Source organism: Aeribacillus sp. FSL K6-1305 (genome assembly GCF_038050115.1).
GTDB lineage: Bacteria > Bacillota > Bacilli > Bacillales > Aeribacillaceae > Aeribacillus > Aeribacillus composti.
In genome coordinates, this window is sequence record NZ_JBBOQV010000001.1 from 985,548 (window position 1) to 1,001,104 (window position 15,557).

The following is a 15,557-nucleotide window of genomic DNA, read 5'->3' on the forward strand; positions in this document are numbered from 1 at the left end:
TTTTCATGTACCACTTTATTTGGCATATTCAACCGCACGAGTTTCCCTAATGACGGTCACTTTAATATGTCCAGGGTAGTCAAGCTCTTCTTCGATCCGCTTGCGAATATCTCTTGCTAATCGATGAGCTTCTAAATCATCTATTGCATCCGGTTTTACCATGATGCGAACTTCGCGGCCTGCTTGAATGGCGTACGATTTTTCCACACCTTCAAACGACTCGGAAATTTCCTCCAATTTTTCAAGCCTGCGAATATAATTTTCAAGCGTTTCACTGCGGGCACCCGGCCGTGCTGCCGATAAAGCATCAGCCGCTGCAACTAAAACCGCAATTACCGATGTCGGTTCTTCATCCCCATGATGGGAAGCAATGCTGTTGATGACAACCGGGTGTTCTTTATACTTCGTTGCCAGCTCCACGCCGATTTCAACATGGCTTCCTTCTACTTCGTGGTCAATGGCTTTTCCGATGTCGTGCAGAAGCCCTGCACGTCTTGCAAGGATTTGATCCTCACCTAATTCGGCAGCCATCAATCCGGTTAAAAAGGCAACCTCTATTGAATGCTTCAGCACGTTCTGGCCATAGCTCGTTCGAAATTTCAATCTGCCTAAAATTTTGATCAAATCCGGATGAAGACCGTGAACGCCAACTTCAAATGTCGTTTGTTCTCCGATTTCCCTAATATGCTCGTCCACTTCCCGCCGCGATTTTTCCACCATTTCTTCAATTCGCGCTGGATGAATGCGCCCGTCTTGAACAAGCTTGTCAAGCGCAATTCTTGCTGTTTCACGGCGAATCGGATCAAATCCTGATAAAATAACCGCTTCCGGTGTATCGTCGATGATGAGGTCGATCCCTGTCAACGTTTCAAGAGTGCGGATATTTCTTCCTTCTCTGCCGATAATTCTCCCTTTCATTTCGTCATTTGGCAAATTCACAACAGAAACGGTCGTTTCAGCCACATGATCTGCTGCACAGCGCTGTATAGCAAGGGAAAGAATTGCCTTTGCTTTTTTGTCTGCTTCTTCTTTCGCCTTTGTTTCTGCTTCTTTCACCATTACAGCAATATCATGAGAAAGTTCCTTTTCCACTCGTTCCAGGATGATTTGTTTCGCCTCTTCACGCGATAAACCCGAAATGCGTTCAAGCTCTATTTGTCCTTCTTGCACCATCTTTTCCACTTTGCTTTCCATCTCTTCAATATGCTGTTGTCTTTCATTTAGAGAATCTTCTTTTTTATCTAGCATCGCCTCACGCTTATCTAATGATTCATCTTTTCGATCGAGATTCTCCTCTTTTTGCATTAAACGGTTTTCTTGTTTTTGAAGTTCATTTCTTCTTTCGCGAATTTCTTTTTCTACTTCCAAACGAAGCTTATGAATTTCATCCTTTGCTTCCAGAAGCGCTTCTTTTTTCGTTGCTTCAGCTTCACGCTTAGCATCTTCAAGAATTTGTTCCGCGGCGTTTTTTGCACCCGCTATTTTCGCTTCAGCAATGGATTTTCGAACAAAATAACCAACAACTGCACCGACGATTAGGCCAAGCAAAATGGAGATGATTTCAATGAGTTCCATTCTTTCACCTCCTCTTGCTATGAACTTGTCACAAAGAAAGTGTCGGCATTACACATTTACTCTCCCGATAACATTTTCCAAAAAAATATGTTAAATATATTGCAAAAATGAAAAAATATACATATCCATTTTAAATGTGGGAATAACCCTTGTCAAGTTTTCATCTTGTCGAACAAAGGATGGGGCTTTTTTTGATCAAAAAAATAAGACCGGCTACTTCGCCAGCCTTACGCTAAGATGTGCGTACATTATTCATCCAAAAGCTCGAACGTTTCCTGCCCCTCTTGCACAGGTTCATTCGTTTCAAGGCCATATGCCTTGCGAATTTCTTGCTGAATGGCATCGCGAATATCCGGATTTTCGCGCAAAAATTGCTTTGCATTTTCTCTTCCCTGTCCTAAACGCTCCTCTTGGTAAGAATACCACGAACCGCTTTTTTGTATAATATCCAATTCCGTTCCCAGGTCGATGATTTCTCCTTCTTTTGAAATCCCTTCCCCGTACATGATATCAACTTCTGCCGTTCTAAAAGGAGGCGCTACTTTGTTTTTGACAACTTTAATTTTCGTTTTGTTTCCTACCATATCATTTCCTTGTTTCAGCTGTTCAGCTCTGCGCACTTCAAGGCGGACAGATGAGTAAAATTTCAGCGCGCGTCCCCCTGGAGTTGTCTCGGGATTTCCGAACATGACGCCCACTTTTTCCCTTATTTGATTAATAAAAATCGCAATGGTTTTCGACTTGCTGATGGCTCCTGAAAGCTTCCGAAGCGCTTGTGACATAAGACGCGCCTGCAATCCGACATGCGCATCGCCCATTTCGCCTTCAATTTCCGCTTTTGGGACGAGTGCTGCGACCGAGTCAATGACAATGATGTCGACTGCACCGCTGCGAACGAGAGCTTCTGCAATCTCAAGAGCCTGCTCGCCGGTATCGGGCTGCGACAAAAGCAGTTCATCAATATTAACACCTAAATTTTGCGCATAGACAGGGTCGAGCGCATGTTCCGCATCGATGAACGCTGCTTGCCCGCCTAGAGCTTGAACTTCAGCAATGGCATGAAGGGCCACTGTCGTTTTACCGGAGCTTTCCGGTCCATATATTTCAATAATCCGACCTCGAGGATATCCGCCGACGCCAAGAGCTGCATCCAATGCCAGCGATCCGCTTGGAACTGTTGAAACTTTTCGCTCAGCTTGTTCTCCAAGCTTCATTATCGAACCTTTTCCGAATTGTTTTTCAATCTGTTTTAACGCCATTTCCAAGGCAGCTTGACGATCATGATTCAATACAATTTCCTCCTTAAAAAATTGATAGCTTCAAAATAAATATACCGTGTTTTTTCCTGTTTGCCAAGAAAAAAGGGAACATTTATTCGTTTTTTAATTTTCATTATATAAAAATTAAAAAACCGGATGAAGACGCTCATAACCGGTTTTCCATTTCCTTTATTACATTCATTACATAGTAGCAGCCATAATTTGCCGTTCTGTGCCTGATCCCTTCCCGAGTACCGGAAAGATGAAGCTCAAAGACTGCCGTCGGCCGATCGTCGAATTGAATGCCGATATAGACAGTCCCAACTTCTTTTCCTTCAGAAGGATCAGGTCCTGCCACTCCCGTAAAGCTGATGCCGATATTGCTGCCGGTCAATTTTTTTATATTTTCCGCCATTTCTTTCGCACATTCAGAGCTAACGGCTCCTTTTGTTTTCAACGTTTCTTCCGACACGCCAAGAACATGCTGCTTCACTTCGTTTGTATAGCAGACAATTCCTCCAAGCACAATATTCGAAGCGCCTGGAAAATGGGTCAGCTGTTCGGAAAAAAGACCGCCCGTCAAACTTTCTGCAGCCGAAATAGTATATTGCTTTTCTTTTAGAAGCTTCATAAGCTGCTCTTGGATCGAAGTTTCACCGTGTCCATAAAAATATCGGCCAACACGGCTTAAAATCTTTTTTTCTGTTTCGTCAATCAGCTTCAGCGCAGTCGACTCATCTTCATGTTTTGCTGTCAGGCGCAATGTTACTTCGCCGTCTTTTGCCAGCGGCGCGATGGTCGGATTTGTTTGCTGATCAATCAGATCCTCTATATCTGTTTCAAGCTGAGATTCGCCGATGCCAAAGAAACGAAGCACACGCGAGATGATTTTTTCTTTTAACCCGTAATGATATTGCAAAAACGGCACACCGTAGTTGATAAACATCGGCTTCATTTCTTTCGGAACACCCGGCATGAGCAAATATATAATTCCGTTCGCCTCTAACGCCATTCCTGGCGCCATTCCGTAATGATTTGGCAAAACAGTAGAACCTTCCAAAACTAATGCTTGTTTCCGATTGTTTTCCGACATTGTCCGTTTCGTCCGTTTAAAAAAATCCTCAATGTTTTTCATCGCCGCCTCGTCGATCACGAGACGTTTATTCAAAATACGTGCAATCGTTTCTTTCGTCAAATCATCTTTTGTCGGGCCGAGCCCGCCGGTAAAAATGATGCAATTCGACCGTTTTTTTGCCGTTTCGATCGCATGCTCTAGCCTCTCAGCATTGTCTCCAACGACCGTATGATAAAAAACATTAACACCTATTTCGGCAAGCTTTCTTGATATAAATTGGGCGTTTGTGTTGGCGATCTGTCCAAGCAACAGTTCTGAACCGACAGCAATAATTTCAGCATTTACATTCATACATTTTCCTCCACATGGTTATTTCGAATTGACAAACGCGTGTTTATTTTTCATGAAATAGTCCCATCCAGATAAAATGGTAAAAAAGAGCGCAACCCACAAAGCAATGTCTGCAAATGGAAACGAAATCCATTCAAAAGGTATATTATGTAAAAGCAAAGCGGAAATAGCCACAATCTGCGTCCATGTTTTTATTTTGCCGAGCATATTAGCTGCTACGACTTCTCCTTCCCCAGCCAGAACTAAACGCAATCCGGTTACGGCAAATTCACGGCTGATGATCAGAATGACAATCCAAGACGGAGCAGCACCTATTTCCACCAATATGATGAGAGCAGAAGAAACGAGCAATTTATCGGCAAGAGGATCTAAAAACTTTCCTAAATTTGTCACAAGTCCAAGCTTGCGTGCATAATATCCATCAATCCAATCGGTCGTCGAAGCTAAAATAAAAATGAGGGCGCCAACGACATGATTGACAGGGATGACTACTTCACCGACCGACCAATTTCCCCAGTTAAAATCGCCAAGCATCACAATCATAAATATTGGAATTAGCATAATTCTTGATACAGTGATTCGATTAGGCAAATTCATTTTGTACCTCCACTAGCATAAAGTAAGAAAGAATAAGCCATCTCGTACGATGACTTATTCATCCTTGTTATTTAAAATGATAATATCCTGCCGAACCATTTTATTCGGGTCCGTTTCATAAGAAACGGCTTCTCCATTCACTTGAATGGTCGTAAATCGAGCATCGCCTACAACGATTTTTGCTTCTTCTTCCGCTGTTACATCAACCGTTTTCTGCTCATTTTGTCGCATCATTCCTGCAAAAAACGATTTTCCTTTTCCGTTCTTCACTTCTATCCACGAATTCCCATTGGTTGAAATATCGATCACCAATTTGTCCGCATTGGACAATTCATATACGGTTTCTTTCCCTCTTACTTCTTTTACCGTCAATGTTTGCTTCGTTTCATTTTCGGCGTTCTCTTCTTTTTTCTCCTCTTGATCTGTTTCTTCAACCGAACGGTCTTTTTCATCGTCAATATTATTTTGCTCTTTTTTCTCAGGCTCCACGCCAGAGGTTTCTATTTTGACGGATTTTGTATCGTCCTCCGTCTGAACGCCTTCATCTGTGCTTCCACGCTGGGAAAGCACCCAAACGATAATCGCCACCAAAATAATAACAGCGATGACGGCAAGCTTCGGCAACAGCTCTAAAAATTTGGAAGCCGGCTTTGGAAGCTCTTTATGCGTTTGAACGCGGGACAATTTCTCAGGTATCTCATCATATGTACTTGGTATTTCATTTTTATACTGTTCAAATAAAACATCCGGATCAAGGTCAACCGCTTCCGCGTATTGTTTAATAAACGCACGCACATAAAAATTCCCCGGCATGATCGAGTAGTTTCCTTCCTCAATGCCGATTAAATAGCGCTTTTGAATTTTAGTTATTTCCTGCAAGTCATCGAGTGAGATGTTTTTTTCCAGCCTAGCTTGTCTCAGATGGTTACCTAACTCGCTCAAAACGTACCCACCTTTCTAAAAATCAAATCCATTATAAATTGAGTGGCCAAACGGCTGATGATTATTTTCTACGACGTCATACGTAATTTCTTCATCAGGGTGATGTCTTAGTTCAATAATGTAGTCGAAATCATCCAAAGTATATTCGGAGCTCTGAACGAAAATATCTGGATGCTCCACGACTTTCGTTGCCGAAAGCTGCATCACTTCCCGAACTAATTGCAAATGCTGTTCAGAGCCTCTTTTCATCGTGACGATTCCATCTAAAATAAACACGTTATCTGTCCGGTATTCATCAGCAATCAGCCTTTCCCGGACAGTTTGCTTCAGCATGGTTGAAGAGAGAAAAAGCCATCTTTTATTCGCACAGACGCTCGCCGCTACGATCGATTCTGTTTTTCCGACACGCGGCATTCCGCGTATGCCGATTAATTTATGACCGTCTTGTTTAAAGAGCTCGGCCATAAAATCCACAAGAATACCAAGTTCATCGCGAACAAAACGGAACGTCTTTTTATCATCTGCATCCCGTTGAATATAAAATCCATGACGGACAGCAAGACGATCTCTCAGTTTAGGCTGCCGCAATTTTGTCACTGTTATGTTGTCCATCGTATTCAGAATAGATTCAAGCCTTTTAATTTGTTCAATCGTTTCGCAGCGCAGAAGCATCCCGCGGCGCATATCATCAACGCCGTTAATCGTAACGATATTAATGTTCAGCATACCGAGCAAAGACGAAACATCTCCCAGCAGCCCCGGCCGGTTTTTTTGAATTTTATATTCTAAATACCATTCAGTTTTTTCCACCTTCAAAGACCCCCAAATAACACACCTATAAATTTATAATAAATCATTTTAGATAAAGAAGAAAGGATAATTGCAAGGAAAAAATAAAGGGCATCTTGGTCATTTCACCAAGTGCCCTAACTTGACAGTAATAAATGAACAACATCCTAATGAACGCTGTCATTTTGAACCAGTTTCACCATCATGTTGGCGATTGCATGTTGCTCCTCTTTTGAAGCGACACTCCACAGATCGTGAAGAATTTTTTCTTCAGGGTTTTTCGGCTCCACTTGCTTTGCTAAATAATCACCGATTTCATACGCTAAATTGGAAATAACCTCTTGGGACAATCCGCCGCTTTCTGCTTGCTGGAGGCGATCCGCCAAAAAATCTTTCCATTGATTCCAATTTTCCAATACTGACATATGTTCCCCTCCTTTATCGTTTAATCAATTTTTATTTTCCCTTGATCATGCAGTTTTTATACGGGAGAGGGAATCAGCAGTACCATCCTCCATTGACAGCAATCACCTGACCTGTAATGTAGGAAGCTTGCTCGCTAATAAGGAATAAAACAACATTCGCGACTTCTTCAGGATTTCCATTTCTTTCAAGGGGGATGCTGTTTTTAATATCTTCCAATTCTTCAGGAGAGAATCGATCATTCATACTTGTATCGATCATGCCTGGCGCAACGGCGTTGACGCGAATATTGGAAGGCGCTAATTCCTTCGCTAGTGCTTTCACAAAGGAAATTTGCCCCCCTTTTGCCATGGAATACAAAGCTTCACAGCTGGCTCCTGTCTGCCCCCATATAGAGGAGATGAAAAGAATGCTTCCTTTTTGTTTTCTTATCATTCCACTGACTACTTTTTGAGTAATAAAAAAAGGCGACGTGAGATGAAGCTGTATAATTTTTTGATAATCTTCCATCAAAACATCTTGAATCAGTCCGTAGTGGGAAATACCGTTAGCAAAAATAAGAGCATCTATAGAAGTTGGAATGTTTTCAAGTAATTGTTCCGTCCCGCTTTCCGATGACAAATCCGCATAAACTGGAATGATCTGATCATATAACTCCATTGCTTCTTTTAACGGTTCAATGTTTCGAAAGTATTGAGCATAAATTTGATATCCTTCCTGAGCCAATTTTTCTACAACCGCTTTTCCGATTCCTCCGCTGGCTCCAGTTACTAACGCTGTTTTCAAGATTTCCCCTCCGCAATATTATGATTTCGGCAAAACTTGGAAAACTGTTAAATAATCTTCATCAATCGCTTCTTTTAAAACTGCTTCAATCGTGTCCATGTTTACATTTTCTAAAGCTTGCACAACATCGAACAGATTCATTTCGTTAAATTGATACCGGGTAAATTGATTGGCGATAAATTCAGGAGAATTAAAAGCCCTTAAAAAAGAGCCGATTTTTTTCTTTTTGGCGGCTTCCAGCTGCTCATCGGTAAATAACGATTGCTTGCTTTTCATAAGAGCTTCTTTTATATATTCACTCAGCTCATCCGGCCGGTCGGTATCGCCGCCGACCATAGCAAAACCGAAGCTGTACTCCTCTGTATAATCGAAGCTGAACGTATCATCAATGAGCCCTTTTTCATACAATTCCAAATAAAGCTTTGAGCTTTTGCCAAAAAGCATTTCTAAAATTAAATTCATGGAAAGCTCATGCGTAAGCAGCTCTTCCCCTTTTCGGAAAGGATGTTTTGCCTTTAAGCCAACTAAGCATTTCGACGACTTGACATTCATATAAATTTTTTCACTCGTTTTAAACACTTCATCTCTTTCATGTACTTGTTCACGAACAATATTGGTTGGCTTTTTAAAATCTTTTTTTGCCTGATTCTCTTCCACTTGCTTGATAATTTTTTCCGGTTGAACAGGCCCGATCACAAACAGGAGCATGTTGCTGGGATGGTAAAACGTTTCGTAGCATTCATAAAGCTGCTCTTTTGTAATTTGATTTATCGAATCAATTGTGCCGGCAATGTCAATCCGTACTGGATGGCTTTCATACATGTTTTGGATGAGTCCAAAATAAAGCCGCCAATCAGGATTGTCTTGGTACATGTTGATTTCTTGACCTATAATGCCTTTTTCTTTTTCAACGGATTGGTCAGTAAAATAAGGACTTTGGACAAAATCTACTAACGTTTCTAAATTTTTTTCAACATTTGCCGTGCTGGAAAAAAGATATGCCGTTCTCGTGAAGGATGTAAATGCATTGGCCGATGCCCCTTGTTCACTAAACTGTTGAAATACGTCCCCATCCTTTTTTTCAAAAAGCTTATGTTCCAAAAAGTGAGCAATGCCGTCCGGGACGTGAACGATTTCCTCTTTGCCAATTGGAACGAATTTATTGTCAATAGAACCGTATTTAGTGGTGAATGTCGCATACGTTTTATGAATCCCTTGTTTTGGAAGGACATAAACATCTAATCCATTTTCCATTTTCTTATAATAATACGTTTCTTTCAGTTGATCGAATGTAATTTCTTTTATCATAAAGATCCGCCCCCTTTCAAAAAATAAACCGTATCCAGTTGAATTTTTTCAGCAAGCTGGACGATTTCGTCTTTTTGGACCTTTTCTACCCCTTCGATCCATTCTTCAATAGTTCGGTTTGTTTTCGCAACAACATTGTGGTACAGCACTTCCGTCATTCCGTAAGGGGTATCGATTGTTTCCAGCAACTGATTTTTGATCACCGCTTTCGTTTGTTCCAATTCTTTATCTGTAAAATCTCCTTTTTTCATCGCTTCCATTTGTTCATGAATAATCGTGAGAGCGCGTTCGTAGTTCTTTATTTCAATTCCTGACATCACCATTAACAAGCCTTTATGGCTTTCCACTCTCGAGGAAGCATAATAAGCAAGACTGTTCTTTTCGCGAACGTTTAGAAACAGCTTCGAATGCGGAAATCCCCCAAAAATGCCGTTAAACACTTGCAATGCGTAATAATCATGATCACTATATGTTGTGTGCGTGCGGTACCCGATGTTCAATTTCCCTTGGGTAATGTCTTGTTCTTCGATAACTTCGTTAACCTTCTCAATTTTTTTTTCAACACTTTCAGCCCTAGCTTGTTGATTGGATTTTGTTAAACGGAAATATTTCCTGACAATATCAGCCACTTGTTCGTTTTCAATATCCCCGATCACAAATAAATCGACTTCATCATGCTGCAGCATGTTTGTATAATAATCCGTCAGCTGTTGAGGAGAAATTTGGTCGATATGCTCTTTCTCTCCGTTGACATGCAGACGGTACGGCTCAGTTTTGCACATTTCTTGGATTAAACGTAAATTCGCATAACGCATTTTATCGTCATAAACCGCTTGAATACGCTGTTTTAATGTCCGCTTTTCTTGTTCGATAATGCTTTGATTGAACACCCCTTCTTGCAGAGGAGGCGAAAGAAGTACTTCGGACAACAATTCAATCCCTTTTTCCAATAAAGGTGTCTTATCTTTTAAAAATTTTTCATTCGGGATTTCCATCCGGAACGTAATGATATGGTTTTCTCCCTTTTTGGCTAAATCGACTTGCAGTGTTGCACCGTACAAATCATCCAAATATTTCCTTAATTCAGTTGTGGATGGGTAGGATGCTGTACCTCTTTGCAAAACATGGGGAAGCAAAGCTCGAATGGTTACATCCTTTTCCGATAGCGGCGCCTTTAACCTTAAAATAAGTGAATTTGTTTTAAAAGCATTTGATGAAACGGTATGCAGCTGAATCCCGTTTATTTCGCTTACTTGCTCTTGTAAAAAACCCATTCTATCCCTCCTAAGCCTGAAAGCTTTCTATATGATATTGTTTCCAATCATGAAAAAACACGTTATTAGTAATTATATCAATCATAGGATATTGAAGGAAATCATAACAAAATGAAATACTATTTAAAGTTTACATAATTAAATTACTGTTAATTATTCAACAAAAAGCAAGGATGCCTCTAGCCAGATCAGCTGACTTATGACATCCTTCTTATGTATAAAATATGGGTATACTATACGATAACATGCAGGAATTAAAAAGTCTTTAGCAGATTCTCGGAGAAAACACACTATTGATCGTTGCCCAATACTTTTTTGTGTGTTTCAGTTTATTGTTCAATTTTAAGTAAAAAAATACCATATACTGAAAAAGGGGCTGTCCGAAAAGTCGATTGAATCGACCTTGGGCTCAGCCCTTTTTTCTGTTTTTAGGGTACAAAAAAATCGTCCTTTTTTATAGAATGAAATTGACCAAAAAACATTCTACAGAAAGGACGATTTCTTATGAATAATCAAATGACTATTCAAGAAAATTATAACACGCAATTAGAAATGACTCTAGAGGGTATTCAAAAAATAGAGGTTCAAAAGAATAAGAAACGCAAAAAACTAGTTTTCCAACCTTATTGCAATCGTCAAGTCATGAGCATTTTAGATATCGAAATGTATATTCCTGAAAATCATGTCGCCCGTTTAGTGGATGAAATGGTGGAATCGATTCCGGATGAAGTGTTGTATACTCATTATGTTGGTGGGGGTCGTGCACCCTATCACCCTAAAATGTTATTGAAAGTGATTTTATATGCGTACACTCAAAATGTTTATTCAAGTCGGAAAATAGCGCAAATGGTGAAAGAAAATCTTCCGATGATGTGGTTGGCGGGATTGCAAACCCCTGACCATCGCACAATAAATGATTTTCGTAGTGTTCGTATGTCAAACATGATGGATTCTGTATTTGAACAATTTGTCCTTCAACTAGTAGAACAAGGACTTATCGACCTCGACCATATTTTTGTGGATGGTACGAAAATAGAAGCGAATGCCAACAAATATACGTTTGTATGGCGAAAATCCGTAGAAAAATATGATCAGAAACTACGAGCCAAAATTCAATCGTTTCTACAAGAAGCGCACCAAATCGCCTTGGAGGAATTAAAAGAAGAACAATTAGAAGAAGAATTAGAAAAATCATCGGCACAACTTTCTGAGAGAATAGAAGCTTTGGAAAAAGATTATAAACAGGAAGAAGACAAAGAAAGAAAAAAAGAACTTCGCTCTAAAAAATCCCAACTCACCAAACAACTGAAAACGATTCAAACGGATTATCTTCCACGATTACGAAAATACAAAGTACAAAAACAGATTCTAGGTGAACGAAATAGCTACTCGAAAACCGACCATGAGGCCACTTTTATGCGAATGAAAGAGGACCATATGAAAAACGGCCAACTCAAGGCGGGTTATAATGTTCAACTCGCCACACAACATCAATTTATCGTGGGATTTGAAATTTATCAAAATCCAGGAGATACTCGCTGTTTCCAACCATTTATGGAAAAGTTATTGGAATCGATGCCGAAGGAAAAGAAACTCAAGTATGTCATTGCCGATGCAGGATATGCGAGTGAAGAAAACTATTTATATGCGATTGGCGAAGAAAAAGAACCTCGTTTTGAATTATTAGCCCCATACCAAACCTATTTGAAGGAACAAAGTAAAAAGTTTAAAAAGGATTTATCAAAAGTACAAAACTGGAAATACATCGAAGAAGACGATTGCTTTATCTGTCCGAACAATCGGAAAGTCGTATTCAAGTATTATCAAAAAAGAAAAAATGCATCTGGATACATACAAGATTTGAAAGTGTACGAGTGTGAAGATTGTACGGATTGCCCGTTGAAGAATGGGTGTACGAAAGCCAAAGGAAATCGTCGAGTATATTGGAACACGATTTATGAAGAAATGAAAGCGAAAGCCAAAGCAGCTCTTGGTGACGAACAAAAGGCAGCTCTTTATGCGAAGCGTAAAGTGGATGTCGAAAGTGTGTTCGGTAACATCAAGGGCAATTTGCGTTTCACTCGATTTCTGTTACGGGGGCTTCATAAAGTCCGAACAGAATTCGGGATTGTGGCAATGGCCCACAACATACTGAAATGGGCCGCAAATTCCCAAACCAATTTCAAAAATAAGGAAACAGAGCGAATGGAAAAACTCATTGTTTTCTCCATTCGCTCTGTTTTTATGGACTTTTTAGACAAGCCCTTTCATCATTATTTTTCAGGCACAGCTTTTAAAACAACCTTTATGTTCTTTTCTGTTGCCTTTTGTCCGCTGCAGCAGAGCGAGCCAATGCTTGAAGATCGTCCTTGTCGGCAAGCTCTCTTGAAAATTCAATACTTTTGCCGTCTGACTTCAAATTTTTTGGCACTTGCGGCAGCTTAGCTTTGTTTTTATCACGCGCTTTTTGCTTATGTGCTCTTCCCATTTTGCGCACCTCCGCAAAGAGGGTGTAGACAGTTGCTTTCACAACATGTCCTATCCATTAGGGTGACAAGTTCGGAGCATTTTATAATTGGCATTTTTATGCTTTAATGGCTTTCATGTTTTTCTGAAAAGCCTCCCGCTCTGTCAGCCATTTTAAACGCTCTCGAATAAGTGACTTCTTGGGCGCTGCTCAAACTGTTTTTTGCTTTTTTACGTTTCGCATCTTTTGCCATCCATCGATCTCTCACTTTCTAGTAAATGTAGTTTTAGTATGCCCGTTATTAAAATATTTTTGCATGAAAAACACGAAAATTTTTATGACAAACGTTCCTCCAGCTCTTCTTTAGAAATCAACACTTGGCGCGGCTTGCTTCCCTCATAAGGTCCGACTACCCCTCTCTCTTCCATGGCGTCAATTAATCTCGCAGCTCTTGAGTAGCCGATTCTAAATCTTCTTTGCAGCATGGATACACTTGCACTTTGCATGTCCACAACTAGTTGAACCGCTTCATTATATAATTCATCATCAACATCTCCATGATCCTCGGAATCTTCGTTCGGAATCATTTCTTCTTGATATTGCGCCTTTTGTTGTGAAATGACGTAATTCACGACTTTTTCCACTTCTTCATCTGATAAAAACGCTCCTTGAACACGAATCGGCTTTGATGATCCGACTGGCAAAAACAGCATATCTCCTCTTCCGAGCAGCTTCTCAGCTCCCCCCATATCCAAAATAGTGCGTGAATCGGTTTGGGAGGACACACTAAAGGCAATTCTCGATGGAATATTGGCTTTTATGACTCCTGTAATTACATCAACAGACGGACGTTGAGTCGCAATAATTAAATGAATGCCAGCAGCACGGGCCATTTGTGACAAGCGTGTAATCGAATCTTCTACATCAGAAGAAGCCACCATCATTAAATCAGCGAGCTCATCCACGATGACGACAATAAAAGGAAGCTCAGGCTGCTTCTCTTTTGAAAGCGAATTTTGCCTTCTGATCATTTCATTATATCCTTCAATATTGCGCGTTCCAGTATGTGAAAAAAGCTCGTATCTTCTTTCCATTTCATTTACTACTTTTTGCAATGCGAGCGACGCTTTTTTCGGATTTGTCACAACAGGAGCCAATAGATGCGGAATCCCATTGTAAACACTTAATTCGACCATTTTTGGATCGATCATCATCATTTTCACTTCATGAGGCTTCGCCCTCATCAAAATGCTTGTAATAATCCCGTTAATGCAGACGCTTTTTCCGCTGCCTGTTGCACCTGCAACAAGCAGATGCGGCATTTTGTTCAGTTCAGCCAGCACCGCTTCTCCAGTTATATCACGTCCTAAACCGATCAGCAGCTTGGAATCAGGGCGATCGTTCATTTTGGATTCCAGCACCTCGCGCAATGACACCATCGCAATTTCTGAATTCGGCACCTCAATTCCAATTGCAGACTTTCCCGGAATCGGCGCTTCAATCCGAATATCTTTTGCTGCTAAAGCCAGCGCCAGGTCATCGCTTAAACTGACAATTTTGCTTACCTTCACCCCGACATCCGGGTACACTTCATATTTTGTTACAGCAGGCCCTAAATGTACTTGGGTAACCTTTGCCTTCACGCCAAAGCTTTGGAAAGTGCGCTCTAGTTTTCTCGCATTATCGTAAATATTCCGCTTATCGGCATGCTGACCGCTGTATTTTGGAAGAGACAGCAAATCAATCGGAGGCAATTTATAATCTTTGTTTTCTATCTCCTGAAAGGCGATCGGCTCATCCTTTTCTTCAAACGTAATTTGTTCCTGCTTTAAATTATTTTCGGGCTCTTTTTTATCATTTGTCACGATTTCCGGATGGTCTGTAAAACTGGAAATAATCGGTTCAGATGTATTTTCTTCTAAATGTTCATCTTCTTGTTCTTGATCGTCTTCAGCCTGAACCTTATTGGAGCGATGCTTCTTTTGCTTTTTCTTTTGTTTTTTTACTAAGGAAAATAAGTTCTTCATATCATCCACAAAGGCAAAAAATTGTTTTTTGAACATCCGGCCGATGGACTCAACAATTTTGGAGAGGCTGTTTCCGAGTGATTTTCCGGAAATTAAGATGCAACCAATTATGATCAAGACAATGGAAATAATTCGGGTGCCCCCTGAAGAAAATAAATAGTATGATGCAGCAAAAAAAACGGCGCCGATCATTCCTCCTCCAAGATCTTGAGCGCTTGCCTCCCCGTTTAATTCCTTTAAATACATCTCCCAAGTATTCAATATAACGCTTGGAGAAGCAAAAACTCCTCCCTTTGACAAATTTTCAAACAGCTTCATATGGCTGAGAATTAAAATTGAGCCAACTATAAGATAGATCCCGAGCCATCTTCTCGTTAAAAAATGAGGGAATGTCTTTTTCCAAAATATATATATGGAAAACCATAATAATCCTAGCAAAAAGATAATAAACCATTCTCCAGCGAAGAACCGAAAAAAGGAGACAAGCGCTTTGCCAGCAAATCCAAATTCGCTTAAAGCGATTATCGACAATGATAATAGCAGAAGTCCCGCTATTTCAAATTTTAGTTTATTTTGCCAATCTGTTTTTCTCTTTTTTCGTTTCCTTTTCACTTTTGCCACTTTAATCCCACCTATGTATTATGTAAAACAAGAACGCAGCCACTATTTGGCTGCGAACGACTG

The 15,557-nt window shown here is 40.4% G+C and carries 13 protein-coding genes and 1 pseudogene; 1 reads left to right on the top strand and 13 read right to left on the bottom strand.

Going from position 1 to position 15,557, the window contains the following annotated elements; all coding sequences use genetic code 11:
• Positions 1–15: 15 nt before the first annotated feature.
• From rny to yfmF, 10 genes are all read right to left on the bottom strand, one after another.
• Positions 16–1,575 carry a ribonuclease Y gene (gene rny / locus NST97_RS04585; RefSeq protein ID WP_063386730.1) on the bottom strand — a complete coding sequence of 520 codons (1,560 nt, stop codon included), beginning with the start codon at positions 1,573–1,575 and terminating at the stop codon, positions 16–18.
• 248 nt (positions 1,576–1,823) lie between these two features.
• The gene (gene recA, locus NST97_RS04590) at positions 1,824–2,864 is read right to left on the bottom strand and encodes a recombinase RecA (RefSeq protein ID WP_082829319.1); all 1,041 of its coding nucleotides are present in this window, start codon (positions 2,862–2,864) and stop codon (positions 1,824–1,826) included.
• Positions 2,865–3,000: 136 nt separating this feature from the next.
• Entirely contained in the window at positions 3,001–4,260 is a 1,260-nt protein-coding gene (locus tag NST97_RS04595; RefSeq protein WP_341342983.1) for a competence/damage-inducible protein A, read from the bottom strand.
• A gap of 18 nt (positions 4,261–4,278) precedes the next feature.
• Entirely contained in the window at positions 4,279–4,857 is a 579-nt protein-coding gene (gene pgsA / locus NST97_RS04600; protein WP_327862729.1) for a CDP-diacylglycerol--glycerol-3-phosphate 3-phosphatidyltransferase, read from the bottom strand.
• A 54-nt stretch (positions 4,858–4,911) separates the two neighbouring features.
• Positions 4,912–5,799: a helix-turn-helix domain-containing protein gene (locus NST97_RS04605; protein ID WP_339196470.1), complete on the bottom strand. Its 888-nt coding sequence runs from the start codon at positions 5,797–5,799 to the stop codon at positions 4,912–4,914.
• Positions 5,800–5,814: 15 nt separating this feature from the next.
• Positions 5,815–6,609, bottom strand: coding sequence for a YmfK family protein (locus NST97_RS04610; protein WP_339196472.1), 795 nt, complete (start codon positions 6,607–6,609; stop codon positions 5,815–5,817).
• A gap of 146 nt (positions 6,610–6,755) precedes the next feature.
• Complete coding sequence (locus tag NST97_RS04615; protein ID WP_063386726.1) at positions 6,756–7,013, bottom strand: DUF3243 domain-containing protein; 258 nt, start codon at positions 7,011–7,013, stop codon at positions 6,756–6,758.
• A gap of 73 nt (positions 7,014–7,086) precedes the next feature.
• Positions 7,087–7,800: an elongation factor P 5-aminopentanone reductase gene (gene ymfI / locus NST97_RS04620; RefSeq protein ID WP_445684593.1), complete on the bottom strand. Its 714-nt coding sequence runs from the start codon at positions 7,798–7,800 to the stop codon at positions 7,087–7,089.
• A 15-nt stretch (positions 7,801–7,815) separates the two neighbouring features.
• Entirely contained in the window at positions 7,816–9,105 is a 1,290-nt protein-coding gene (gene yfmH, locus NST97_RS04625; RefSeq protein WP_063386724.1) for an EF-P 5-aminopentanol modification-associated protein YfmH, read from the bottom strand.
• Positions 9,102–10,379 (bottom strand): EF-P 5-aminopentanol modification-associated protein YfmF, encoded by a 1,278-nt coding sequence (yfmF, locus tag NST97_RS04630; RefSeq protein ID WP_341342985.1) that lies wholly within the window; start codon positions 10,377–10,379, stop codon positions 9,102–9,104. The genes yfmH and yfmF overlap by 4 nt, the downstream gene beginning before the upstream one ends.
• Before the next feature lie 642 nt (positions 10,380–11,021).
• Here yfmF and NST97_RS04635 point away from each other — a divergent pair.
• Positions 11,022–12,533 (top strand): annotated as a pseudogene (locus NST97_RS04635) (IS1182 family transposase); the annotation flags it as partial.
• A 151-nt stretch (positions 12,534–12,684) separates the two neighbouring features.
• Here NST97_RS04635 and NST97_RS04640 read toward each other — a convergent pair.
• The 3 genes from NST97_RS04640 to NST97_RS04650 all read right to left on the bottom strand — a co-directional run bounded on the left by NST97_RS04640 (position 12,685) and on the right by NST97_RS04650 (position 15,494).
• Positions 12,685–12,867, bottom strand: coding sequence for a YfhD family protein (locus NST97_RS04640; protein WP_063386722.1), 183 nt, complete (start codon positions 12,865–12,867; stop codon positions 12,685–12,687).
• Positions 12,868–12,970: 103 nt separating this feature from the next.
• Entirely contained in the window at positions 12,971–13,099 is a 129-nt protein-coding gene (locus tag NST97_RS04645) for a YfhE family protein (protein WP_082830229.1), read from the bottom strand.
• Between the two features lie 82 nt (positions 13,100–13,181).
• On the bottom strand, positions 13,182–15,494 hold the full coding sequence (locus NST97_RS04650; RefSeq protein WP_341342986.1) for a DNA translocase FtsK: 2,313 nt from the start codon (positions 15,492–15,494) through the stop codon (positions 13,182–13,184).
• Positions 15,495–15,557: the final 63 nt, after the last annotated feature.